Below are 23,696 nucleotides of genomic sequence, written 5' to 3'. Positions count from 1 at the left end.
CAGCTCGTACGGTCCGCGGATTCCACCGCGCCGGCGGCGCGCAAGCCCGGTGGCCGCTCCCGCCGGTCGGTCATGTCGCGCCGCTCCTACAAATCGGTGCTGTCCTCGCGCTCGCACCGATCGATCCTGTCGTTCCGGTCGGAGGGCTCGATCCTGTCGATCGGCTCGGCTTATTCGATCCTGTCGGTCGGCAGTGTGGGTTCGGTGCTGTCGGTCGGCTCCGTGGGCTCGTTCTTCAGCCTGGGCTCCGCGTTCTCCGGGCTGTCGCGCTGGTCGCTGTTCTCCTGGATGGGCGTGCGCGCGGCGCCGGAGGCCCGGCCGCTGCTCTCGGTGGTTCCCGATGAGCCGGACCTCTGCGCCGACCCGACCTGCCACTGCCAGACCTGAGGCGCGGCTACCACCACTGCCCGTACTGCGGGGTGAGGATGTCGTTGACGTCCACACCCACGCCGCCGACCGAGCGCTTATCGATCTCGAACTGGTGCAGGTTCGCCGCGGGGTGCACGAAGCCCTTCGGGGTGCCCCAGTTGTGTTGCCAGAACCAGGATCCCAGCCCGGCGGCCTGCGCCCAGGTGATGGTCGGCGCGTTGGCGTAGACGCCGACGTGCTCGCCCCCGAGCACCGACTGCCAGCCCATCAGGTACGGGGCGATCATCGTGGCGAACTCGGCCTCGGTGGGCTTGTCGTCGATGGAGGCGTAGATGGGCACGCCGTCTGGGCCGCCCGCCTCGCGGTGCAGCTCCAGGCCACGCTCGGCGTGCCTCTTGCCCGCCTCCAGCCCGCCCCGCCAGTCCGCGGTGTCCGCCTTGCCGTACTGGTAGCAGGACACCACCGACAGCCCGGCCTCCCGCAACGCGTCGACCTCGCTGGCCCGCAACGGTTTTCCGGCCATCCACTCGGCCCCCGGACGGCGATCGGAGACGTACCGGATGACGCCGATATGCCCGGCGGCGCGAATCTCCTCGGCCCCGGGCACGGCACCCGCGTAGTCGAGCAGGGTGCCCAGCCCGGCGCCCGTGGCCGCGGCATGCGGGGCGAGGGCCGAGAGCCCCGCGGCTGCGCCGACACCGGCGGCAACGCCGAGCAGGGTGCGCCGAGACATGGGTGTAGAACGCATCGAAGTACTCCTTCGCGCAGTGCCTGACCTGAAACCGGCCACCCTGCAGGCCGGAACTACCCGGCGCGCCTTCCCCAAGCTCATGCGCGCCGGGAGCCTCGAACGTGAACTCATTTCACCACATGCACACTGGAACCGCCAGGCTCACCGTGCACATCATTCACATGAGCCCCAGAGCGGATCCCGGCCAAAAGCATGCCGGGAAATAGCAGGGACCTGCAGCCATACCCGGGAACAGGAACTACGCCTATCCCGGCGCACCTTCCACTCCCTATCTCCGGCGCACCCTCCACTCCCCTATCCCCAGCGCACCGCCCACTCCCTATCTCCGGCGCGCCCTGCGCTCTCCCCGACGCACCCGGCACTCCCCCATCCCCGGCGCGCCCTGCACTCTCCCCGACGCACCCGGCACTCCCCCATCCCCGGCGCGCCCTGCACTCTCCCCGACACGCCCGGCACTTCCTATCCCCGGCGCGCTTTTGGCCGGGGTCAGGCAGCGCCGTCGATGCGTGTGCCGACGTCGATCGTGCGGAAGGTGGGGTCGGCCAATTCGTTGCGGAGGACGGCCGCGACCTGGTGGGCTATCTGGTGGCGGATGTTGCCGAGTTTGCCGAGGGCGCGGGCTCGCCAGCCTTCGGCGTGCAGGTCGACGGAGATGGCGCGGGGGTCGGGGGGTGAGGCGTCGATGACGATCAGGAGCGGGTCGGCGGCGCGGGCGATCAGGACGAGCGGGATCTCGACCTCGGCGCGGTAGTGGTTGGACTTGAGGACGTCGACGGTGATGTCCAGGGCCACGGGGATGGTCAGGTCGAACGACACCGGGTCCTCCCCCACGCGGTCGGACAGGCGCGGCATCCGGACGGTGCCCTTCACCTCGACCGTCGCGGCCTCGCGCGGGCCGGTGCGCAGCGGACCCACCTCGATGGGCCGCCCGGCCAGGCCCTCGACGACCTCCCGAACCCGCTCGGCGGTCAGGATGAGCGGGAAGAAGCGCTGCCCGAATTCGTCGTAGCCGATCCAGTCGAAGCTCTCCCGCGCCAGGTGCGTCGACCGGGTCCGGTCCATGATGGCCTCGACGTCGAACACCCGCCCGCCGCGCGCGGCCGGATCGGAGAGCATGCCGTTGAGACGATTGGCCACCTCCCGCTGCACCAGCACGGCGATCGGATCCAGCAGCAGTTCGAACGCGGCGCCGATGGCCTGCGCGCGCACCACGAAGCTGACGTCGCGGGCGGTGACCGGCGGAATATCGATGATGATCAGCAGCGGCTCCGCGGTGCGCGCGTGCAGGGTGAGATCGATCTCGACCAGCGCCTCCAGCCGCAGCCGCTGCCCGCCGAGGGTGATGGTGACGTGCAGCGACACCGGCAGCAGCACCTCGAAGGTGACGTGCGGACCGCTGCGCGCGATCACCGGCTTGCCCACGCTGCCCTCGGCGACGAAACCGGCCAGCCCCGCCGGACCGACCGAGAACGGGCCGATGGTCATCCCCCGCCCCGCCATCCCGGACACCGCGGCCTCGATGCGCGCCGGGGTCACCGCGTAGGTGACGAACCTCTCGCCGAACTCCGCGTAGTCGATCCAGATGAGCTGGTCGTGGCCGTTGAACTGTCGCATGAGCTCCCGGAACCTCGCTGTGTCGGACGGCGTACGCGCCCATCATGACCCACCCCGAACGCGACACGAGGCGCCGGAGACCTGCCCGCGCCGTACGAGATGCAGTCCCTGTCCTGCCGATGAGGGGGCAGCAGGACAGGGCCCGCGACGGCGGCGCTGCCGGGCACCGCCGGGTTCATCGTAGGGACGAGGTGCACGTCGGGCACCTCCCCCACCAGCCAGATATATCCCCCGCAGGTGGATACGTTTCACAAACGACCGAACCCGACCATACCCGGAATCTCGGCCCGGATGTAATGGTGAATTCCGATAACTCCCCGCTCGTTTCCGCCGATCGTGGTCAGCGCGGCCGTACCGGCCGCCAGCACCCCGAGCGGGCGCCCGGCCGGTCAAGGCGCGCTGCTGCCCCATTTGTTCCAGTCGCGAGGGTATCGCCATTGCGACAAACCGGCCGAAATGCCAAGCCGTTCGTCCCCGTGTCGATACACTCTGCCCGGACGTCGAGGATGTGGGAGGGCTAAACCCTGGACACGCTGTGGAACTTCGTCGTCGATCACCGAATCCAATTGCTGACCGACTCGTATCTGCATGTCTCGGCGGTCGTGCAGTCCGTGCTGCTCGCGACCGTGGTGGCGGTGCTGATCGGCATCGCCGTCCATCGCAGCCCGTGGGGTTCGGCGCTGTCCACCGCGGCAGCGAGCATCATTCTGACGGTTCCGTCGTTCGCCCTGCTGGGCCTGCTCATTCCGGCCATGGGCCTGGGCGTGCTGCCGACCGTCACGGCCCTGGTGCTGTACGCGCTGCTACCGATCCTGCGCAACACCATCATCGGCCTGGCGGGCGTCGACCCGGCCGTCGCCGATGCGGCCCGCGGCGTCGGCATGAACCGGATGCGCATCCTGGCCCGCATCGAGATGCCGCTGGCCTGGCCGTCGATCCTGGCGGGCATTCGCGTCAGTACGCAGCTGAGCATGGGCATCCTGGCGATGGCCGCCTACGCCAAGGGCCCCGGCCTGGGCAACCTGATCTTCTCCGGCCTGGCCCGGCTGGGCAGCCCGACCGCGGTGCCGATGGCGCTGACCGGCACGGTGCTGATCATCGTGCTGGCGCTCGCACTCGATGCCGCGCTCGTCCTCATCGGCCGCCTCACCACCCCGAGGGGAATCCGTGACTGATACCGCGACCGCCGCCTCCGAGCACACCGAGGACCATCCCCGGGCCGAGATCGTGCTCGATTCGGTCACCAAACGCTACCCGGGACAGCGGGATCCGGCCGTCGAGAACGTCTCGCTGACCATTCCCGCCGGGGAGACCGTGGTCTTCGTGGGCCCGTCGGGCTGCGGCAAGACCACGACGATGCGGATGATCAACCGGCTGATCGAGCCGACCTCGGGCACCATCACCATCGCGGGGCGCGACGTCACCCGTGTGAACCCGGACAGGCTGCGCCGCGAGATCGGCTACTCGATCCAGCAGGCCGGGCTGTTCCCGCATATGACGGTGGCCCGCAATATCGCCACCGTGCCCGGGTTGCTCGGCTGGGACCGCGCCAGGATCACCGCGCGCATCGACGAGATGCTCGAGCTCGTCGGCCTCGATCCCGGCACCTTCCGCGACCGCTATCCCCGGCAGCTGTCGGGCGGGCAGCAGCAGCGCGTGGGCGTCGCGCGGGCGCTGGCCGCCGATCCGCCGGTGCTGCTGATGGACGAGCCGTTCGGCGCCGTCGACCCGATCACCCGCGGCCTGCTGCAGGACGAGTTGCTGCACCTGCAGGCCGAACTCCACAAGACGATCGTGTTCGTCACCCACGACTTCAACGAGGCGGTCAAGCTCGGCGATCGAATCGCGGTGCTGGGCAACCGGTCCCGGATCCTGCAGTACGACACCCCGGCGGCGATCCTGGCCGAGCCCGCCGACGAGACGGTCGCCGGATTCGTCGGCGCCGACGCCGGTCTCAAACAGCTCACCCTGGTCCGGGTCGAGGATGTCGACCTCGGGATGTGCCCGACGGCGCTGGACACCGACGACGTAGTCCCACTGCGGACGGCGCTGGCCGAGCGGGAGTGGAAGTGGGGCCTGGTACTCGACGCGCAGCGCCGCCCGCTGCGCTGGGTGTCGGCCGCCCAGCTGGCCTCGGCCTCATCGCTGCGCGATGTCGGGCTCCCCGTCACCGGCACGGTGTCGCGGCACTCGTCGCTGCAGGAGGCGCTCGAGGCGTTGCTGACGGAGAGCACCGCCAACGCGGTCGTCACCGGGCGCCGCGGCGAATACGCGGGCCTGATCAATATCGACACGCTGGTCGCGCACCTGTCCGAGATGCGCGCCGAACACACCACGCCCACAACGTATTCGGACGAGATATGAGCCCGATCACTCGCCATACCGAGCGGCAGGCCGATCGTATCCGGCTGTTCGCACAGCCGGTGCTGGCCGTCGCGGCGGCCGTCGGCGTGCTGTGGTGGGGATTCAGCCACACGCTCACCGCCACCCAGCAGGCCAGCATGAACGCCGACAACATCGCTACCGCCACCCGGCAGCACATCGTGATCACCGCGACCGTCATCGCGATCGTCGTGGTGGTCGCGGTGCCGCTCGGCACGCTGCTGACGCGGGGGCGCTACCGGCGGTTGGCGCCGCTGTTCGTCGGAATCGCCAATATCGGGTCGGCCGCCCCGACCATCGGCCTGATCGTGCTGATGTATCTGTGGACCCAGCGGACGGGCTTCTGGGTGGGCGTCGGGCCGATCGCCCTGTACTCCCTGCTTCCGGTGCTGCGCAACACCATTCTCGGCTATCAGCAGGTCGATCCGATGCTGATCGATGCCGGGCGCGGGCAGGGGATGTCGGCGGCAACGGTGTTGCGCCGCATCGAGTTTCCGCTCGCGGTGCCCTATATCCTGGCCGGGCTGCGCACCTCCCTCGTGCTGGCGGTCGGCACCGCGACGCTATCGTTCCTGGTCAGCGCGGGCGGGCTCGGCATCCTCATCGACACCGGATACAAGCTGCGCGACAACGTGACCCTGTGGGTGGGCGCGATCCTCGCGGTCGCGCTGGCGCTGCTGGTGGACTGGCTCGGCGCGCTGGCCGAACGGTTCCTCGAGCCGAAGGGGTTGCGATGAGATCGGGCGGAATCCGGCGGTCGACGAGATGGGCGAAGCCGGTGGCCGCCCTGGCCGCCGTCGGATTGCTGCTGTCCGGCTGTGGCCTCGAGGCGGGCGGCGCGGTCCCGTTGCGGGTCGGGCCCGGCAGCATCCAGCCCGTCCCCGAACTGGACGGCGTGCGAATCATCGTGGGCTCCAAGGACTTCACCGAGCAGATTATCCTCGGCTATCTGATCGAATTCGCCCTCACCGCCGCCGGGGCGGAGGTCCGGGATTTGACCTCCATCACCGGCTCCAACAGCCTGCGCGACGCCCAGCTGCACGGTCAGGTCGACGTCGCCTTCGACTACACCGGCACCGGCTGGATCAACTATCTCGGCAACGAGACGCCGATTCCCGATTCGGACGGGCAGTTCGCCGCGGTGCGCGACCAGGATCGCGAGAAGCACGGCATGGTGTGGACCGACATGGCGCCGATGAACAACACGTACGCCCTGGTGACCAGCGCGCCGAGTCAGCAGCAGACCGGCGCCGTCACCCTGTCGGACTACGCGCGCCTGGTGAATACCGACCCCGCCACCGGAAATACCTGCGTCGGTACCGAATTCAGCGTCCGCCAGGACGGGTTCCCGGGTCTGGTGCGCAAGTACGGCGTCGATATGGGCAAGGTGAAGAAGCAGGTCATGCAGGACGCGCTGGTGTACCCGGCGACGGCTGACGGCACCTGTCAGTTCGGATCCGTCGCCGCCACCGACGGCCGCATCCCGGCACTGAACCTGAAACTGCTCGAGGACGACCAGAAGTTCTTCCCGAAATACAATGCGGCACTGGTGATGCGGGAGTCCTTCGCCACCGCGCACCCGCAGGTCGCGCAGGTGATGGAACCGATTACCCGGCTGCTGACCAACGAGTCCATCACCGAACTCAACCGCAAGGTCGACGTCGAGGGGCAGGAGCCCGCGAACGTTGCCCGCGACTGGCTGGTCTCCCAGGGCTTCGTCACGGCGCGGTGACGGGCGGTCAGGCGACCGCCGTGCGCAGCGCCAGCCAGCCGTCGCGCGGCTCCGCGAAACCGTGGTACATCAGCGGAATGCGTTGGTCCACACCGAAATAGCGATATACGGCCAGCATGGCCCGGCGCACCGCACGATCCTCGAAATCGTCGATGCGGCGCAGGCCGATCGGATGTTCGGGCAGCATCGACAGCCTGGCCAACTCGGCCGGGTCCCCGGTGTCCAGGCCCAGCGGGCCGTCGGCGATGTAGTGGTCGTGGTAAACGGTGTGCAGGCCCGCACCCGGAATCGCCGGGTGATCGGCGGACGCGAACGCCACCAGCCGGGCCCGCGCCCCGGGCAGACCGCGGGCCTCGACCGACGCGATGAGATCCGGATCGCGGCGCGGGACGTCGCCGACCGGGGCCTGCTCCAGCAGATGCAGCATGCAGGCGCCACGCACGCGGGGTTCGGGAACGAGGAACAGGCTCACCATCGGGGCCCGGTGGCCCGCACCGGTGAGGCAGATTCTGGTGTGCAACGGATCGGACATCCGGTCTCCTGACGAAGAGGGCCGAGCGCTCGCTACCCAGTCAAATATGCCACAGACCTGCCTGCGGCGGCCAGACCCCGATCTTCCGGCAAACCCCCGTCCGCGGCGGATCGCCATTCGCCGCACCGCGCGGCACGGTACTCTCGGTGGGAGCCGGGGAGGGTGCGCATGATCGAATCACACCGTGCGGCAATACTTCTGGATGTCGACGGCCCGCTGAACCCCTACCCTTCCCGAGATCGACCGCGGCCCAACGGATATCGGCCCTACGTGGTGCGCCACCGGATCATCGCGGCGATCCCGCCGGTCGAACACCGCGTCACCCTGAACCCCGAACTCGGGCCGCGGCTGTTGGATCTCGCGGCCGAGAGCAATGCCGAACTGGTCTGGGCGACGGCGTGGGAACACGAGGCCAACCGCCTGCTGAGCCCGGTGCTGGGCCTCCCGGCACTCGCGGTGATCGGCTTCCAGGACACCGGATTTCGACATCGCGACGGCCATCACGGCAAACTTCCGGCAATCATTCGGTGGGCCGGGCGGCGGCCGATCTGCTGGTTCGACGACGAGTTCCAACCCGACGATCAGGACTGGGCCCGGCGGCGCAGCGACTCCGGGGCGCCGACCCGGCTGATCGCGGTGGACCGGTACGACGGGCTGCAGCCCGCGCACCTCGAGGCGGCGCGTGCATTCCTGCGGCAACTGCGCGCGGCGATTCGCCCGGATACGCACCGGTAGGTGTCCTAGGTCCCTTGCCCGGGGTTTGCGGCTCTGCGAGCGTGAGGGTCCCGACATTTACTGACGGAAGGCGATGATCCGACCCGTGACGGTGCTGCTGTGGATCGTACTGCCCTACTGCGCGCTGGGATCCTTTGCGCTGGGCCATGTCTGGCGCTTTCGCCGCGACCGCCTCCGTCCGTCCCCGGACGCCGACCGGGCCGAGTGGTACGGCGCGATCGCGTTCCGGCTCGGGGCCGGCCTCATCGTGGCCGCCCGGCTCACCGACCTGCTCGCCTCGGGCCCGCGCAATCACCCGCCCGAGGCGCTCTACCTCGTCATTCTCGCGGTCGAGGTCGTCGCGCTACCCACCGCCGCGGCGGGCGCGGTCATGCTGATCCTGCCGTCGATGATCGCGGGCACGCGCCGCAGCCCGATCACCCCGGTGGATCGCGTCACCCTCCCGGTCCTGACCGCGATGCTGCTGTCCGGCGTACTCATCAGGCTGGATCCGAACTCGACCGGCGACGGCTACCGCACCGCCGAGACGCTGTTCGCCTGGGCGCGTTCGTTGCCGACCCTGCACCCGAACCCGGGGCCGATGGCCGAGGCTCCCGCGCTGTATCAGGCCCGCGGCCTGATCATCGTGCTGCTCCTGGGCATCTGGCCGTACACACGGCTGGCGGAACTGTTCGCCGGGCCGATTGTCGGCTGGACGTCGAGGCGGCGGGCCGATCTGGCCCGGCTCACCCCGGCGGCGGACAATTCCGGTCTGGGAGTGTGACTTCCGGCGTCAGACCCGGCTCTGCCAGCGCGCCACCGTCTGTCCGATATCGGTGGTCGGCGCCTCGTGATAGAGCCACTCGCGGGCGATGCGGTGCCAGTTGTTGGTGGTTTGCAACTGGCCCAGCGCGGCGAAGGTGAACAGATCCACCCGCCGCGAGAAGACGTGTTCGGGTGGCAGGCGCTGCTGCCGCATCCCCTGGAATTCGTCGGCGCGGGGGTCGACGGCCAGCACCACCGCGCCGGTGGCGAGTTCGGGCGTGATCGTGATGTCCTCGTCGAGCAGATGCCAGCCCGCGGCGGCCCAGACGTACTCGAGGACCTCCTGCGGCTCGATCGTCGCGTCGGAGTCGATGATGCCCCGCCCGACCCACAGGTCGTACAGGTCCTGTGCGCGATATTCGCCCGCCGCCCGCATGCCCGAGCGCTCCAGTTCGACGTACCGCGGCTCCATCGAGTGATAGAGACCGAAATCCACGAATCCCACCCGGCCGTCCTTCGCGAGCAGGATGTTACCCGGGTGCGGGTCGCCGCAGAACTCGTAGTCGGAGAACACGGTGTTGACGTAGAAGCGATAGATCAGCTCGCCGATCCGATTGCGGTCCTCGACCGGCAGCTCCTGGATCTCCGGAAACGACCTTCCGTCGAGGAACTCCGTCACCAGCACGTTGTGCCCGCACAGTTCCTCGATGCTGTCGGGAACGGTGATGAACGGATGGTCCCGGTAGCGCGACGCCACGCGGTGCTGGCTCACCGCCTCGCGCTCGTAGTCGAGTTCGCTGCCGATATTGCGGGCGATCTCGTCCAGCACCTCGTTGTCGGCCGCGCTGGGCAGAATGGTTTCCCAGAGCCTGCTGATCATCACCAGATTGCGCATATCGGCCTCGACGGCCCGGTCCACGCCCGGATATTTGACCTTGACCGCGACCTGGCGCCCGTCGCGCAGGGTGGCCCGATAGACCTGACCGATCGAGGCCGCGGCGATGGCGTCCTCGTCGAAGTCGGCGAAGATTCGCGCCATCGGCCCGAGATCGTCCTCGATCACCTTCCGCATCGCCGCGAACGGGGCCGCCGGCGCCTGATCGCGCAGTTCGGCGAGCTTGTCGCGAAACATCTCGCGATGCGATTCCGGGAGCAGGTCGACATCGAGCACCGAGAGCATCTGCCCCAGCTTCATCGCCGCGCCCTTCATGCCGCCGAGCACCGTGACCAGTTGCTGCGCGGTCTGCAGCGTGGACCGCTCGGCGAGGACCTGCCGGGCCTGCTCCGGCTTGCCGATCATGGACAATCGCGTACCGACGCCCCGGATGGCCTGCCCCGCGACCAACCGGCCCATCCTGCCGCCTCGAACGAGACGTCCCTTCGGTACCCGACCGCTCATATCCCACCTCCGTTGGCACACACGCTCCGAACGATGTCCCCATCCCACCTCATCGCGAGGCCGCCGGACCCGGAATTCGATCAGCTCTGTCCGCACTCACATCCCTGCCCGTTTTCCCCTCGCGGCTACCTGTTCCGTGACTAAACTGAGCGATGCTCATCTTCTAGCGACAGCAGGCAGGAGGTCGCGATGCCATCGAAAACTGTGGGTCAGCGTCGCCGTCCGACACAGGACCGCGCCAAGGCAACCAGGGAGCACATCCTGGACACCGCCGCACAGCTTTTCGGGGAACGCGGCATCGCCAATACCTCCACCAATCGCATCGCGGCGGAGGCCGGGGTGAGCGTCGGAACCGTCTACCGATACTTCTCCGACCGCTCGGTCATCGTCGAAGAGCTGCTCGGACGGCTGCTCGAGAATGTCGAACGACGCTTCACGCAGCGGGTTTTCGGCATGTCGGAGAAGTCCACCCTGGAGCTGATCACCGGCATCCTGGAGGTCATCACCGACGAGTTGGTGGCCAACGCCCGGCTGGTACGGGCGCTGGTGGCGGGTGTGCAGTTCTACAGCAGCGGCATCCCCGAATTCGAACCGCGCCTGCGACTGCTGGTGAAGGTGCTGGTGATTCAGCTGCTCGGCCCCGGCGACGACCACGAGTACGACGTGATGACGTTCGTGCTGATCAACACGGGTTTCGCGGCGGTGCTCCGGGCGTCGGCGCTGGAGGTCGACAGCCAGGAGCGCAAGGAGGCCATCGCGATGACCGCGCGCATGATGGCGGCCATGGCCGAGGCGGAGATCGCGGCCCGCGCGGCGTGAAACACCGCCTCCGGGCGCCCGTTTCGCACAAAGGTGAGCACCCACCCAACTATGGGTGCGCCACGCCCCACATCATTCCAGCCTCGAATGAGCGAATTGCCTGCTGGAGGGCTGTTTTTGCGACTGCCGCAGACCTTTCAAAGAGGAGTAGAAGGTGAGCGCGCGCTCGGCTTACCGTTTCTGGCAGAGCAAACAGCGATAGCAGACCACCGCGTCTGACTCATGGTTGGAAGAGAGGTCGCCGATGACCGCCGACACGTCGAACAACCCAGGCCTGACGTACTCGGGCACGCCGTTGTCCGAGCCGCTGAAGAACGTGCGCGCCCTGTCCCGGCAGATGGTGGGGCATTTCGTGGAGACGGTGGCGCCGTGCCGCACGCTGCCGGGCGACGCCATCCACGGCGACGTCACCAGCATCACCCGCCTGTGCCTGGAACTGGCGGTCAGCATGCTCGACGGGGTCGACGTCCCGGAGAAGATCCGCAAGCTGGAGGACACCGCCGGGCAGTGGGCGCGGGAGGGCGTGCCGATCGACACCATCCACCACGCCATTCACGAGGGCTTCCGCCTCGGCTTCGACCTCGTCGTCACCAGCGCCACCAACAGCTACCGCCGCGTGCGCGACGGCGACGAGGAGATGCTGCTGCTGCGCCGCAGCGACTACGACAACCTGATCGGCGGCGCGAAGCTCGTCGTCGACATGCTCGACACCATGACCACAGCGGTCTCGAAAGCCTATGTGCGCGAACTGCGTTCGGTGGTCAGCGAGCATCACACGGCCGTGCACACGCTCACCTCGGCGCTGCTCGGCGGGCATCCCACCTCCACCATGGCCCGCGAATGCGGCATCGAGATCGCCGAGCAGTACAACGTGCTGGCCCTGGCCATCCCCGCGCATCCCGAGGAGGCCAATCCCATGGTGGACGGCGCGGTGGTCGCCCGGCGCAAGCTGCGGCGCATTCAGGCCGCGCTCGCCACCGGGCACGACGGCAATACGGTCCTGTCGCTGCTCAGCGTCGACGGCGGCACCCTGCTCATTCCCACCGCCGACGGCGATGCCGACGAGCTCGATCGTCTCCTCACCGTGCTGTCGCAGGCGGCGCAGGTGCCCATCACGGCGACCGTCGTCACCGCCGCCGCGCACGACATACCCGCGGCCGCCGACCGTGCGCACCAGTTGCTCGACATGGTGCACCGGTTGAAGCTCGTCCGCGGCCTCTACCGATTCGACGACATCGCCCTCGAGTACCAGCTCACCCGCCCCGGCCCGGGTCGCGAGCACCTGGGCACCTTGCTCGATCCCCTCGACGCGCACCCCGAACTGCTCGAGACCCTGCAGCGGCACATCAGCAACAACCTCAACCGCCAGCGCACCGCGCACGCCCTGCACATCCACACCAACACCGTCGACTACCGACTCAAGCGCATCGCCACCCTCACCGGATGCGATCCCACCCAGGCCAGCGGCCTGTGGTACCTGCGCTCGGCCCTGGTCGCACGCAGCTACCGCCAGCCCCACCCGGCATAACGACGGCCATCGCGGCGGCGGTCCGGATCGGCGGCCTCATGATTGGAAGTCGGCATACGCGACGGTCGTCGACCTCGCCGAAGCATCCCACTGACGGGCCCCGAACCGAGCCCCGTCCGGTACGCCGGACGGGGCTCGGTCGATTCCTGGGGACGGCCGCATTGCCCGCAAACCTGTGGCATCCGTATCGGGTGCGCCTACCCCGGTCGGGAGCACGGCACATCTACCATTCGCTTCTGGATAGCGGCAGAGCATGATCCGTCCAGAGTGGGGAGCGCGGCGATGGAACAGAGCAGGGGCCGCCGGTCGGCGCGCGACGTCTTGCAGGCCATGCCGGGCCATGTGCGGACCGAGTTCACCCGGCGCATGCGCAAGCGTGGCCGCCCGCTCGCGTTGCAGGACATCACGGTCGTCGACGCGGGGATGCTCAAGCGGGCCGTGGTCGCCGCCTCCGTCGGCAACTGCATGGAATGGTTCGACTTCGGCGTCTACAGCTATCTCGCGGTCGTCATCGGCAAGGTGTTCTTCCCGGACGTCGGCGCGGGTGTGCAGGTGCTGGCCTCGTTCACCACCTTCGCCGCGGCCTTCCTGGTGCGGCCGCTCGGCGGACTGTACTTCGGCCCGCTCGGCGACCGGATCGGCCGCCAGAAGGTGCTGGCCACCACCATGCTCATGATGGCGGGCAGCACGTTCGCGATCGGCTTCATCCCCAGCTACGCCACGATCGGCGTCTTCGCCCCGATTCTGCTGCTGATCTGCCGGATGGTGCAGGGCTTCTCCACCGGCGGCGAATATGGCGGCGCCACCACCTTCGTCGCCGAGTACTCCCCCGACCGGCGGCGCGGCTTCCTCTGCAGCTGGCTCGACTTCGGGACCTTCACCGGCTACGCCGCCGGATCCGGGATCGTCACCCTGCTCACCGCGACCCTCGGGGACGAGACCCTGGAGTCCTGGGCCTGGCGCCTGCCCTTCCTGATCGCCGGGCCGATCGGCGCCATCGGCCTGTACATCCGGCTGAAACTGGAGGACAGCCCCGCCTACCAGGAACAACTCGACGCCCACGACCGAGATCTGGCCGAGCAGGAGTCCGGCAGCGGGCGGCTGCACGAGATCGTGGAGATCCTCACCCGGCACTGGCGGGCGGTGCTGATGTGCATCGGCCTGGTACTGCTCTACAACGTCACCAACTATATGGTGACCGCCTACCTGCCGACGTACATGACCGAATCCCTGCACCGCTCCACCACGCATTCGGACCTCCTGGTGCTCAGCGCGATGGGGCTGGTGGTCCTGCTGATCACCTTCGTGGGCCGGGCCAGCGACCGCTTCGGCAGGCGCCCGGTGTTCCTGACCGCGGCGGTGGCGCAAATCGTCCTCGCCTACCCGTGCTTCATGCTGATCCGGCAGGACGGCTGGATACTGCCCCTGCTCGGCACCTTGGTCCTGGCCGCGCTGCTGGCCGGTTTCGCCGGACCCAGCGCCGCCACCCTCCCCGCCCTCTTCCCCACCGCTATCCGCTACGGCGCCATGGGCATCTCGTTCAACATCGCGGTCTCGGCCTTCGGCGGCACCACCCCGCTGGTCAACACCGCCCTGGTAGACGTCACCCACAACCTGATGATGCCCGCCTTCTACCTGATCGCCTCCGGCGTAATAGGTTTCATAGCGGCCCTGTTCCTCCGCGAATCCTCCCTGCTCCCCCTGCGCGGCTCCCAACCCATGGTCGGCACCGAGGAAGAGGCCCAGGACTTGGTGAACACCTCCGAACTGGCCTTGGCGGAGCTGCGAGCGGAGAGCAAGCGGTAGGTCCGAAATGAACCGCGCTACGGTGCGACTGCCCGCCGCTCGGCGACAACCCCGAGGGCATGCCGAGCCAGCGCGGTATCCGCGTCGGGTACACCGGCCGCCGCCGCGGCGGCGGACATCGCCGCGATTCGCGCCCGATCGGTGATTACCGGGATCAGAGTCGTTTCGATCCACGCCGAGTCGAGCGCGGCGTCGTCGACCAGGAGCGCCCCGCCGGACGCCACGACCGGCTCGGCATTGAGTCGTTGCTCCCCGCCGCGCAGCGGCAGGGGGACATACGCGGCGGGCAAGCCGACAGCGGCGAGTTCCGCGCATGTCATGGCCCCGGCGCGGCACAGTGCGAAGTCGGCCGCGGCATAGGCGTACCGCATCTCCTCGACATAGGGAACGACGATGTAGGGCGGTCCCGCGGAGTCGCCGGGCGCCTCGACCGTGCGTCGGAACCCAGCGATATGAAGTACCTGCACGTCGGCCGCCCGCAGTGCCGCGGCAGCGCCGGATACGGCCGAGTTGATCGCCGCGGCGCCTTGCGATCCGCCGGTGACCATCAGCACCGGGCCGTGCGGCCGCAGTCCGAATCGCCGCCGGGCCGCCTCTCGCAGCGCCGACCGGTCGAGCGCGGAAATCGCCGGGCGCAGCGGGATTCCGATGGCTGTGGCATGCGGGAGCCGAACACCGGGTGTGGCGGTGAAGACGTCGGGCGTCAGCCGAGCCGCCAGCCGGTTGGCCACTCCGGGCCGAACGTTCGCCTCGTGGACGATGAACGGCAGTCGGCGCATCCGAGCGGCGAGGTAGGCCGACATCGCCACGTAGCCGCCGAATCCCACCACGACCTCGGCTCCGACGCGGTCGAGAACCCTCCCGGCGTCGCGCACCGAGTCACGTAGTCGCCGCGGCGTCCGCAGCAGGTCCCGGTTCGGTCGACGAGGCAGGGGCGCGGGCGTGATGAGCTCGAGCGGGTAGCCCCGGGCCGGTATCAGGGTCGTATCCAGGCCCCGAACCGTGCCGAGGGCCGTGATCTGCGCCGTGGGCTCCAGCTCGCGGATCGCGTCGGCGACATTCATCGACGGTTCGATGTGCCCGGCCGAATGACCACCAGCTACCACAATGCGCGGAGCGCGCACCGCAACCGTCATGACACCCGCCGCATACCCTCGGGGCTCGGCCCGACGGTTCTGTGAGCCACGACTCCCTTCCTGCTTATCATAATTCCTCGATCGGCGTGAAATCTCTCGAATACGTGCATGGGCAGAGATGTGGATGCGGAATTATCGGAGTAGCCGGACGGGTCGTGAAATCGCACTTCCCCGTTGTGGACCTCATGAATCAATACCAGGTGACCACCTCGTAGTGGATTACCGGTGCCAGGGTCGCGAATCTCGGGCGACACCGAGGCGATCATCACCTGCCCCGGCCCGATCTTTTCGGCGGATATCTCGATCGGCGTATGCTCGATCAGTTCGCAACGAAATCCGAATTGCGACTCGACCCATGCCATGAAGGGGCGGTAGATCAGTCCTTTGACGTTGCCCGAGGGTTCGATTATGTAGCATCCCCGGTCGCGGGCCAGCCGCACCAGGACGCCCATCGACAACCGGGTGTCGGTCCATCCGTGGAGCAGCGACTGCAGACAGGCCAGGCCGCAGGCCCGCCGTGACCAGAACAAGTATTCCTCGCGGGAGCGATACCCGTCGAGACGCCAGCCGTCCGGTTGCGGGGCATCGTCTCGCCAGAGCGTCTCCACGCGCGATTGGTCGGTCCGCCGGACGATCACCTCGTCGTTGAGGTGCAAACCTCCCCATTGCGAAAAATATGGCAGGTCGTTCTTCATCGGAATCCATCCTCTTCAAAATTGTGCAGACGACGCATTCGACACCTCGAGTCCCCGGGTCCGCGCACCGGAGATCGACGTGATCGGAAAGTCGAAGTAGGTGCCCGGATACGGCTCGTCGTTCAAGGTGTAATGCCACCACTCGCACTCATACGAGCGGAAACCGCAGCTCTCCATGATCCAGCGAAGACAACGACGGTTCCCGGCCGCGACCCGGCCGACTTCCGGTGCGTCATGATGCGATACCGGATCCATCAGATCGTGGTCGCCGCCCATCGACGCCAGCGCACCGGTGGACAAATGATAGAGCGTCAAATCGACGGTACTACCGCGACTGTGCCCCGATTTGACGGCCACATAACCCTTGTCGATCATCTCGGATCTGGCGATATTCGGATAATGCCGCTCCTTCGTACGCCCGTCCTCCGGCCTTTTCGCCCAGTCCAGGAAACAATCGACGGCGCGTTGCGGACGATACCCATCCCAGACGAGCAAGCCGAAGCCGCGGGCGGCGGCTTCTTCCCGCGCATGCGCCAAGGCTTCGCACAGCGCCCGGGTGCCGACGATGCGATTCGCCAGATACCCGGACACCGGTCGTCCCGTGAAATTGTCCCAAGTGGCGTACTTGGCATCCCAGCGGATCCCGGGCACCAGTTCGTCCAGGAACACGAAGTCGCCGTTCATCGGCGGAATTCGCACAGCGCCGTCGACACGAGCCGGTCGATGATATCGGATAGCGAGAGACCGGCGGCCGCCATCATTCTCGGATAACGGCTGTACGAGGTCATACCGGGAAAACTGTTGACCTCGTTGAGAATCACACTGCCGTCGTCGGTGACGAACATGTCGACGCGGGCGAGGCCTCGGCAGCCCAACGCGCGGTAGACGGTCTCGGCGGTTTCTCGGACGCGCCGACGCGATTCCTCGGAGATATCGGCCGGGACAATGAACGTCGAGTTCTCCGAACCTGTTTCCGGCGAATTCTCCTGATGGATCCGGAAGAAGCCGTGTGAAAGGGCGACCCGGTCCACCTCGCCCACGAACAAGTCCGCGCCTTCGCCCAGAATCGCACAGCCGACCTCGCTGCCGACCACAGCCTCTTCGATCACGACCTTCGAGTCGTACTGCCTAGCTGCCTCGAGCGCGGCTGGCAACTCGTCCTTTCCGGCCACTTTGCCGACCCCGAAAGAGGAACCCGAGCGAGCGGGTTTCACGAAGACGGGATATCGGAGCCGGTCGGGATCGACCTGCTCGTTCGGCCCGATAATCAGGAAGTTCGGTGTGGCGACTCCCGCACTCCTGGCGATGGCGTAGGTGAGGGACTTGTCCATGCACAAAGCGGACGCGGCGACGTCGCAACCGATATAGGGGACGCCCGCGAGCTCCAGCAGGCCCTGAATCGCACCGTCCTCGCCGAACCTGCCGTGCAGCACCGGCAGGATCACGTCCAGGCGGACAGTTTCGTAGCCACCGCGATCCAACACGAGTAATCCATGGACGCTGCGATCCGGCGACAGTACGGCAGGTCGGCCGTCACCGTTCTCCCATCCGGTCGCCGGTCCGTCGCAGAGCCGCCAAGAACCGGATTCCGTGATCCCGACCCAGAACGGCTCGTACCTGTCCGTATCGAGGTTCTTTGCGATCTCGCCGGCCGACTTGACCGATACCGAATGCTCTTCGGATGACCCACCGAAGAGGATGCCGACTCTCGTCCTAACCATCTACTTCACGCCTTTCGAAATTGCGGCAGTTGACGAGACAGTTTTCGACGGTGTCCGACAACGCGTGGTCCGTGTAGTAGCCCGTGTGTGGGCTGATCAGCACATTCGGCAGATTTTGCAGACGGAGCAGAGCGGTATTCTCGATCGGCCGGTCTCGGCAGTCCGCGTAGAAGATCCCCTCTTCTCCTTCGAGGACATCCAGCGCAGCGCCGCCCAACCTGCCGCCTTCCAAGGCCCGCAGTAGGGCGCCCGTATCTATCAGCGACCCGCGTGCGGTGTTGACGATGAATGCTCCACGCTTCATCCGGTCGATACGCAGGCGATCGAGGAGGTGATGCGTGTTCGCGGTGTGCGGGGCATGAAGCGTCACGATGTCGCTGTTCCTCAGCAGTTCATCGAGCGTGACTCGGTGCACGACGGCTGCGGGACAGATGTCGTAGACCAGCACCCGACAGCCGAAGCCTCGCAATCTGTCGATGACCGCCATGCCGATGCGCCCGGCTCCGATCACACCGACTGTCAGATCGCGCAGCTCTTTTCCACGAATGTCGCTCAGTCGGTAGTCATGGCTGGCAGCGCGCCGGAAGACGGACTTCGCGTTACGCACCACCATGAGCATCAACATGAGCGTGTAGTCGGCGACGCTGTCGGGCGAATAATTCACATTGCCCACGGAGATGCCGATACTCCGGGCGTATTCCACGTCGATATGGTTGTAGCCGATACTTCTGGTCGAGATGTATTCCACGCCGTTCCGCCGGAGGGCGAGCAGCGTATCGTTCGTCACTCGGGTCTTGTGGCCGACGCTGATGCACCGATTTCCGCGGGCGAGTCCGACATTGGACTCGGACACCGGCGCCGCGGTGAGGGTCGGCAGCACGCCGAAACGAGGCGCCAGTTTTCGGAACAACACCGACTCGTCCGCGGCGCAACCGTAGATCGTGAGCCCTGTCGTGGGTGTCGTCGCGGGCAGCACCGGCGCGGCGGACGACGTACACGAGACCGCAGATCGCGCAGCTTCGCTGAGGTTCATACCTAGTAGTCAAGACCGCACGGCGTTGCCGACGCGTATCGGATTTCCGATATGCCCGCGATATGCGGGCGCGATACGGAGAAGACCGTTTCGAGCAGTGCCGCCACTGGTGGGGGCTCATCGAGCGGGGACACAGCGCTACGATCGACAGCGCGGATAGTCGCTGTCGCACAAGGTGTTCCGTCCCCCCCTCCCCTCGAATCAAGGTGCCCATGAACCACAAGCTCTGGTTGCTCGGTCGGCTCACCACCGTCGGCGGGCACGTCCTCCGGGAGAAGATCACGCGACCGAGGGCGGTCGGCATCGCCGATGTCCCCGCGTCCGGCGCCGCCATCACGCCCCGGTGGCTCACCGCTGTGCTGTGCCGAGACGTGCCCGACGCCGAGGTCCGCGCCTTCACCACCACCGATGGCGGCAGCGGGACTTCCACGCGCGTCGGCATCCGTGTCGAGTACAACGATGCCGGGCAGCGGGCTGGATTGCCGGTCGATCTGTTCGCGAAGACGAGTACGTCTCTGCGGCAACGATTGCTGCTGGGCGGGACCGGGGTGATCGACGGAGAAACGCGGTTCTTCAAGGACTTTCGCCCACGTGTGGAGATGGAGGCGCCGCGCGGTTACTGGGGCGCGGTCGACCCTCGGTCGTGGCGGTCGATCGCGCTCATGGAGGATGTTGTCGCCACCCGGGAGGCCGTGTTCAGCGAGCCCACCGCACCGGTCACCCGGGAGCAGATGGAGGGGCTGGTACGAAATCTCGCGCGTCTGCACGGCGGCTTCTGGGAGCATCCGTCGGTCGGTGTTCTGCACACCCCGGCCGAGTTCCTGATTTCGCTGCTGTCCGCCATCGATATGAAGACGCGGTGTGCTGTCGGTCTGAAACGGGCGGCGGACGTCGTTCCCGCGGCGCTGCATGGCGAGAACGATCGACTGTGGGCCGGGGTCGAGCGCGCCCTCGAACTCGCCACACACGAGATGCCTCGCACCGTGCTGCACGGCGATCCGCATATCGGGCAGACCTATGTGACCGGCGATGGGCGGATGGGTTTCGCCGACTGGCAGGTGGTGATGCAGGGCGGCTGGGCCCACGACTTCGCCTACACCGTGAATTCGGGTTGTGAGCCGGACGATCGGCGTGCCTGGGATCGTGACCTGCTACGGGCCTACCTCGATGAGCTCGAACGCAGCGGTGGTGGCCCGCTGTCGTTCGACGACGCCTGGCTCGCCTACCGTCAACAGTCGATGTTCGCCTATGCGGCATGGGCTTTCACGATCGGCCGCGCGGTCTACCAGCCCGAGATGCAGTCGGTACAAACCTGTCTCACGTTGCTGCGGCGGATTACCTCGGCCGTCGATGATCTCGCTTCGCTGGAGGCTCTCGGCGTCTGATTCTCGTCCGGCTGGGGTTCGACGCCGTACAGCTGGTAAACCACCTGCGATACCCACCGCACCCTGGAGTCTCCCTGTTGAGTGATTCTCAGTCTCTCCCGTACGCAACCGACCACAGCGCGCCGATGGATTTCGACGGGCCACGGGTTCCGATGTACACACCGGAATTCGCGGCCGACCCGCACACCGCCTATCACCAAATGCGAAGGCGCTATGGCAGTTTGGCGCCGGTGGAGCTCTCCCCCGGAGTGCCCGCCGCCCTGGTGCTCGGTTACCGCACCGCGGTCCGGATCCTCAACGATCCGGAGCATTTCCCCGCCGATCCTCGCATCTGGCAGCGCGACATCCCTTCCGACTGCCCGGTTCTTCCGATGCTCGAATGGCGGCCTGTTGCCAGCCGCAGCACCGGTGCCGACTATCTGCGCTATCGGCCCGCCACCACCGAAAGTATCAATGCGGTGGACCTGTACGCGTTGCACGCGACGGTGGAGGCCATCGCTGCCCCGCTGATCGACGGATTCTGCCGTAACGGCTCCGCCGAACTGATCGAGCAGTATGTCTTCCCGCTGGTCTTCCAGGTCGTCAACACCCTGCTGGGCTGCCCGCCCGAGATCGGCCAGCGACTCGCCACCGCGACCGCCGCGATCGTGGAGGCCGTCGATTCGGAGGAGGGCAACCGGATGCTCTACGCGGCGCTGATCGAGCTCGTCACGCTCAAACGCGGCCAGCCGGGCAACGACATCACCTCACGGATATTGCGGCACCCGGCCGAGCTCGACGATGCCGAGGCGGCCAACCATGTTGCCCAGATCTACGGGACCGGCATCGAATTCCTGTTGAACCTGATCGTCAACACTCTGCTGCTGATCATGTCCGACAGCCGCTTCGGCGACAGCGTCGTAGGCGGGACGCTGTCCACCCGCGACGCGTTGGACGAGGTGTTGTTCGACGACCCGCCACTGGCGAATCTACTGATCACCTACCCGCGGCAACCCGTGCTCGTCGACGACGTCTGGCTTCCGGCTCACCAGCCGGTCGTCATCAGCATGGCCGCATGCAACAACGACCCCGCGATCCGGTCCGACGACCTGACCGGCAACCGTTCCCATCTGGCCTGGGGAGTCGGGCAACACAGTTGCCCCGCAAGGATTCCCGCCTACATGATCGCTCAGGACGCCATCGATCAACTGCTCGATATGCTGCCCGAAATGCGATTGAACTTCACGACGGGCAAGCCGACCTGGCGGCCCGGACCGTTCCACCGCGCGCTGACCGAGTTGCCTGTGACATTCGTGCCCACCAACGGCTAGGGCTGTGGATCCGGGTGGGCCGGGCAGTACCGATACCCCCGGCCCGCCCGCGAGGTGGCGCGGGTATGAGGGTGCCTCGTTGTGGAAGGGGCCGGGTCCGGCCGTCGCCGTCACCCGTCTGCGCCGCAAACTCGACGACACCGAACTCGGCCAGATGCGCGATCGGCTCGGCAACGCACTGGTCGCCGCCCACGCGCACAAACGCGGGCCCGAAGGTTCCGCAAGGTCGGCCGCCGATGCCAGGAAACCGAGTACCTCGACCTCTACAAGTTCGCCTCGCCGCCACGACCCGAGTCTCCTCGCCACGACCCGAGTCTCCTTGCGTCGCGGTCCAATCACGGATCGCGGCGACGAACTCCTCGGGCACGTCGGACTCCACGTAGGTCCCGGCGCCCTCACAGATCACGGTCTTGTGGTTGGTGAAGGTCGCTTCCAGACGCTCCCGTTCCCGGGGACGGAAGGCGATGTCGGCGTCTCCCCACACGATCAGTGTCGGCAGGCGGGAGAGGTCGGCGAGGCCCGCCTCGACCTCGGCGAAGAAGTCGCGGCTTGCGAGAACCCGGCGGGGAAGTACCGCGGAGGCCAAGCGCCGCTCGGGGGTGTCCATAGCTCGGCGGTAGTGGGCCATCTCGGCGGCCGTCAGCTTCCGCCGCCGGTGACCCAGGGGGATGAACGCATTCACGACGAAGTTCAGCCGCCGAGCCAGGAAGCGGCCCGGAGGTCCGCCGAAGAGGCGCGAGAAGTACTCGAAGTGGAAGTCGCCGTTGACCGGCCAGGCCCAGGTGTCGGCAAGCACCAGCCGTTCGAAGACGCCCGGCAGCCGCTGCGCGGTGGCCAATCCGATCAGCCCGCCCCAGTCCTGGCCGACCAGGGTGACCTCCTCGAGGCCGAGAGTCTCGACGAACGCGGTGACCACGTCGGCGTGCTCCTCGGGCCAGTAGCGGTAGCCGGGCCGCGGCGTCGACAAGCCGAAGCCCGGGTAGTCGAGGGCGACGCACCGGAAGTCGTCGCGTAGCGCGCGGATCACGTCACGCCACAGGAACGACCAGGTCGGGTTGCCGTGCAGGAACAGCAGCGTGGGCCCGGACCCCTCCTCGATGTAATGCACTGTGTGCCCGTCGATTTCGATGAATCTGCTCTCGAACGGGAACAGCTCGTCGTCGACCCACGCGGGCCGCACACTCTCGGTGATCTCGGCCATGGCGGCCCCTCCCGGCTCGTTCCTACGATAGACTTGAGCCTTTCACGTACACTTGAGAAAATCAAGCACGAGGTAGAAATGCGTAGCTACGGCCAGTACTGCGGGCTCGCCCGATCGCTCGAGGTCGTGGGCGATCGGTGGAACCTGCTCATCGTCCGCCAGCTCCTCATCGCTCCCGCCCGCTACCGGGACCTGATCGACGGCCTCCCCGGCATCGCGACCAACCTGCTCGCCGACCGCCTCCGCGACCTCGAGTCCGCGGGCGTGGTCGAGCGGCGATTGGCGGGCGAGGGCAGCGTGGTCGAGTACGCTCTCACGCCGTGGGGCGCCGAACTGCGCGAGCCGATCGAGAGCCTGATCCGCTGGTCCACCCCGCTGATGGTCCGCGGCCCCGACGGCGACTCCTTCCGCCCCGAGTGGCTCGCCCTGGCCGTCCCCGCCCTCCTCGACACCCGGGTCGAACCCCGCCCCACCGCGACAATCGGCCTAGAAATCGGCGGCCCACCCCTCCAACTCCGCGCCACCCCGTCGAGTTTCAAGGTCACCCCCCACGACGACCACCCCCTCGACGCCACCCTCCGCGCCACCCCCGCCTACATCCTCGGCCTCGCCGCAGGCGCCCTCCCCTTCACCGAAGCCCGCACCCACGGCCTGATAGAAATCGAGGGCAACGAACCCATCCTCCGCAGAGTCTTCGCCGTCTGACACCACAACGGCACCGGCGTGACCCCACCACCGGGAATCTGTCCACAGCCTGCGGGCGTCGGTGCCCGGATCACGATCCTGCCGGGTGTTCAATATTGC

The 23,696-nt window shown here is 67.4% G+C and carries 23 protein-coding genes; 13 read left to right on the top strand and 10 right to left on the bottom strand.

From position 1 onward, the window contains the following. Nucleotides 1–72 precede the first annotated feature (72 nt). Nucleotides 73–387, top strand: coding sequence for a hypothetical protein (locus tag ACYVLQ_RS27700; RefSeq protein WP_460700710.1), 315 nt, complete (start codon nt 73–75; stop codon nt 385–387). A 7-nt stretch (nt 388–394) separates the two neighbouring features. Here the strand turns inward: ACYVLQ_RS27700 and ACYVLQ_RS27695 are convergent, their stop codons facing one another. Together ACYVLQ_RS27695 and ACYVLQ_RS27690 are read right to left on the bottom strand one after the other, a co-directional pair. After that, nucleotides 395–1,117 carry a DUF1906 domain-containing protein gene (locus ACYVLQ_RS27695; RefSeq protein WP_460700466.1) on the bottom strand — a complete coding sequence of 241 codons (723 nt, stop codon included), beginning with the start codon at nt 1,115–1,117 and terminating at the stop codon, nt 395–397. Between the two features lie 489 nt (nt 1,118–1,606). Further along, nucleotides 1,607–2,734, bottom strand: coding sequence for a hypothetical protein (locus tag ACYVLQ_RS27690; RefSeq protein ID WP_460700465.1), 1,128 nt, complete (start codon nt 2,732–2,734; stop codon nt 1,607–1,609). A 524-nt stretch (nt 2,735–3,258) separates the two neighbouring features. On the opposite strand from ACYVLQ_RS27690, the gene ACYVLQ_RS27685 reads away from it, so the two are divergent. Genes ACYVLQ_RS27685 through ACYVLQ_RS27670 form a run of 4 tightly spaced genes read left to right on the top strand, consistent with a single transcriptional unit; the run spans nt 3,259 to nt 6,848 of the window. After that, nucleotides 3,259–3,909 (top strand): ABC transporter permease, encoded by a 651-nt coding sequence (locus tag ACYVLQ_RS27685; protein ID WP_460700709.1) that lies wholly within the window; start codon nt 3,259–3,261, stop codon nt 3,907–3,909. Beyond that, nucleotides 3,902–5,098, top strand: a complete 1,197-nt coding sequence (locus ACYVLQ_RS27680) for an ABC transporter ATP-binding protein (protein WP_460700464.1) — start codon at nt 3,902–3,904, stop codon at nt 5,096–5,098. Before ACYVLQ_RS27685 ends, ACYVLQ_RS27680 begins: the two co-directional genes overlap by 8 nt. Further along, entirely contained in the window at nt 5,095–5,853 is a 759-nt protein-coding gene (locus ACYVLQ_RS27675) for an ABC transporter permease (protein WP_460700463.1), read from the top strand. Before ACYVLQ_RS27680 ends, ACYVLQ_RS27675 begins: the two co-directional genes overlap by 4 nt. Beyond that, nucleotides 5,850–6,848, top strand: coding sequence for a glycine betaine ABC transporter substrate-binding protein (locus ACYVLQ_RS27670; protein WP_460700462.1), 999 nt, complete (start codon nt 5,850–5,852; stop codon nt 6,846–6,848). Before ACYVLQ_RS27675 ends, ACYVLQ_RS27670 begins: the two co-directional genes overlap by 4 nt. A gap of 7 nt (nt 6,849–6,855) precedes the next feature. Here ACYVLQ_RS27670 and ACYVLQ_RS27665 read toward each other — a convergent pair whose 3' ends face one another. After that, nucleotides 6,856–7,380, bottom strand: coding sequence for a hypothetical protein (locus ACYVLQ_RS27665; protein WP_460700461.1), 525 nt, complete (start codon nt 7,378–7,380; stop codon nt 6,856–6,858). Between the two features lie 168 nt (nt 7,381–7,548). Between ACYVLQ_RS27665 and ACYVLQ_RS27660 the strand changes: the two genes are divergently transcribed. Beyond that, nucleotides 7,549–8,115: an HAD domain-containing protein gene (locus tag ACYVLQ_RS27660; protein WP_460700460.1), complete on the top strand. Its 567-nt coding sequence runs from the start codon at nt 7,549–7,551 to the stop codon at nt 8,113–8,115. Nucleotides 8,116–8,200: 85 nt separating this feature from the next. Further along, complete coding sequence (locus ACYVLQ_RS27655; RefSeq protein WP_460700459.1) at nt 8,201–8,878, top strand: respiratory nitrate reductase subunit gamma; 678 nt, start codon at nt 8,201–8,203, stop codon at nt 8,876–8,878. A gap of 9 nt (nt 8,879–8,887) precedes the next feature. Here ACYVLQ_RS27655 and ACYVLQ_RS27650 read toward each other — a convergent pair whose 3' ends face one another. Beyond that, the gene (locus ACYVLQ_RS27650; RefSeq protein WP_460700458.1) at nt 8,888–10,258 is read right to left on the bottom strand and encodes an ABC1 kinase family protein; all 1,371 of its coding nucleotides are present in this window, start codon (nt 10,256–10,258) and stop codon (nt 8,888–8,890) included. A gap of 189 nt (nt 10,259–10,447) precedes the next feature. Between ACYVLQ_RS27650 and ACYVLQ_RS27645 the strand changes: the two genes are divergently transcribed. The 3 genes from ACYVLQ_RS27645 to proP all read left to right on the top strand — a co-directional run bounded on the left by ACYVLQ_RS27645 (nt 10,448) and on the right by proP (nt 14,411). Next, on the top strand, nt 10,448–11,077 hold the full coding sequence (locus tag ACYVLQ_RS27645; RefSeq protein WP_460700457.1) for a TetR/AcrR family transcriptional regulator: 630 nt from the start codon (nt 10,448–10,450) through the stop codon (nt 11,075–11,077). A 244-nt stretch (nt 11,078–11,321) separates the two neighbouring features. Next, nucleotides 11,322–12,605, top strand: a complete 1,284-nt coding sequence (locus tag ACYVLQ_RS27640; RefSeq protein ID WP_460700456.1) for a PucR family transcriptional regulator — start codon at nt 11,322–11,324, stop codon at nt 12,603–12,605. Nucleotides 12,606–12,887: 282 nt separating this feature from the next. Then, on the top strand, nt 12,888–14,411 hold the full coding sequence (proP, locus tag ACYVLQ_RS27635; protein WP_460700455.1) for a glycine betaine/L-proline transporter ProP: 1,524 nt from the start codon (nt 12,888–12,890) through the stop codon (nt 14,409–14,411). 17 nt (nt 14,412–14,428) lie between these two features. On the opposite strand, the gene ACYVLQ_RS27630 is transcribed toward proP, so the two are convergent. The 5 genes from ACYVLQ_RS27630 to ACYVLQ_RS27610 are packed head-to-tail and all read right to left on the bottom strand — an operon-like array spanning nt 14,429 to nt 18,996. After that, entirely contained in the window at nt 14,429–15,547 is a 1,119-nt protein-coding gene (locus ACYVLQ_RS27630; RefSeq protein WP_460700454.1) for a UDP-N-acetylglucosamine--N-acetylmuramyl-(pentapeptide) pyrophosphoryl-undecaprenol N-acetylglucosamine transferase, read from the bottom strand. Then, a complete protein-coding gene (locus ACYVLQ_RS27625; RefSeq protein ID WP_460700453.1) occupies nt 15,544–16,242 on the bottom strand; it encodes a hypothetical protein in 699 nt (232 codons plus the stop codon). The genes ACYVLQ_RS27630 and ACYVLQ_RS27625 overlap by 4 nt, the downstream gene beginning before the upstream one ends. Before the next feature lie 15 nt (nt 16,243–16,257). Next, a complete protein-coding gene (gene vanX / locus ACYVLQ_RS27620; RefSeq protein WP_460700452.1) occupies nt 16,258–16,926 on the bottom strand; it encodes a D-Ala-D-Ala dipeptidase VanX in 669 nt (222 codons plus the stop codon). After that, entirely contained in the window at nt 16,923–17,963 is a 1,041-nt protein-coding gene (gene vanA, locus ACYVLQ_RS27615) for a D-alanine--(R)-lactate ligase (protein WP_460700451.1), read from the bottom strand. Before vanA ends, vanX begins: the two co-directional genes overlap by 4 nt. After that, a complete protein-coding gene (locus ACYVLQ_RS27610) occupies nt 17,956–18,996 on the bottom strand; it encodes a D-isomer specific 2-hydroxyacid dehydrogenase family protein (RefSeq protein ID WP_460700450.1) in 1,041 nt (346 codons plus the stop codon). The genes vanA and ACYVLQ_RS27610 overlap by 8 nt, the downstream gene beginning before the upstream one ends. Nucleotides 18,997–19,208: 212 nt before the next feature. On the opposite strand from ACYVLQ_RS27610, the gene ACYVLQ_RS27605 reads away from it, so the two are divergent. Together ACYVLQ_RS27605 and ACYVLQ_RS27600 are read left to right on the top strand one after the other, a co-directional pair. Then, on the top strand, nt 19,209–20,381 hold the full coding sequence (locus ACYVLQ_RS27605; protein ID WP_460700449.1) for an aminoglycoside phosphotransferase family protein: 1,173 nt from the start codon (nt 19,209–19,211) through the stop codon (nt 20,379–20,381). Between the two features lie 200 nt (nt 20,382–20,581). Then, the gene (locus ACYVLQ_RS27600; protein ID WP_460700448.1) at nt 20,582–21,691 is read left to right on the top strand and encodes a cytochrome P450 family protein; all 1,110 of its coding nucleotides are present in this window, start codon (nt 20,582–20,584) and stop codon (nt 21,689–21,691) included. Here ACYVLQ_RS27600 and ACYVLQ_RS27595 read toward each other — a convergent pair. Next, nucleotides 21,603–22,892: an alpha/beta fold hydrolase gene (locus ACYVLQ_RS27595; protein WP_460700447.1), complete on the bottom strand. Its 1,290-nt coding sequence runs from the start codon at nt 22,890–22,892 to the stop codon at nt 21,603–21,605. The genes ACYVLQ_RS27600 and ACYVLQ_RS27595 overlap by 89 nt on opposite strands. Before the next feature lie 78 nt (nt 22,893–22,970). Between ACYVLQ_RS27595 and ACYVLQ_RS27590 the strand changes: the two genes are divergently transcribed. Further along, the gene (locus ACYVLQ_RS27590) at nt 22,971–23,597 is read left to right on the top strand and encodes a winged helix-turn-helix transcriptional regulator (RefSeq protein WP_460700446.1); all 627 of its coding nucleotides are present in this window, start codon (nt 22,971–22,973) and stop codon (nt 23,595–23,597) included. Nucleotides 23,598–23,696 lie beyond the last annotated feature (99 nt).

Source organism: Nocardia thraciensis, from assembly GCF_054782435.1.
The sequence above is the reverse complement of the archived record's forward strand: the minus strand, read 5'-3'. Positions and strand labels throughout refer to the sequence as shown.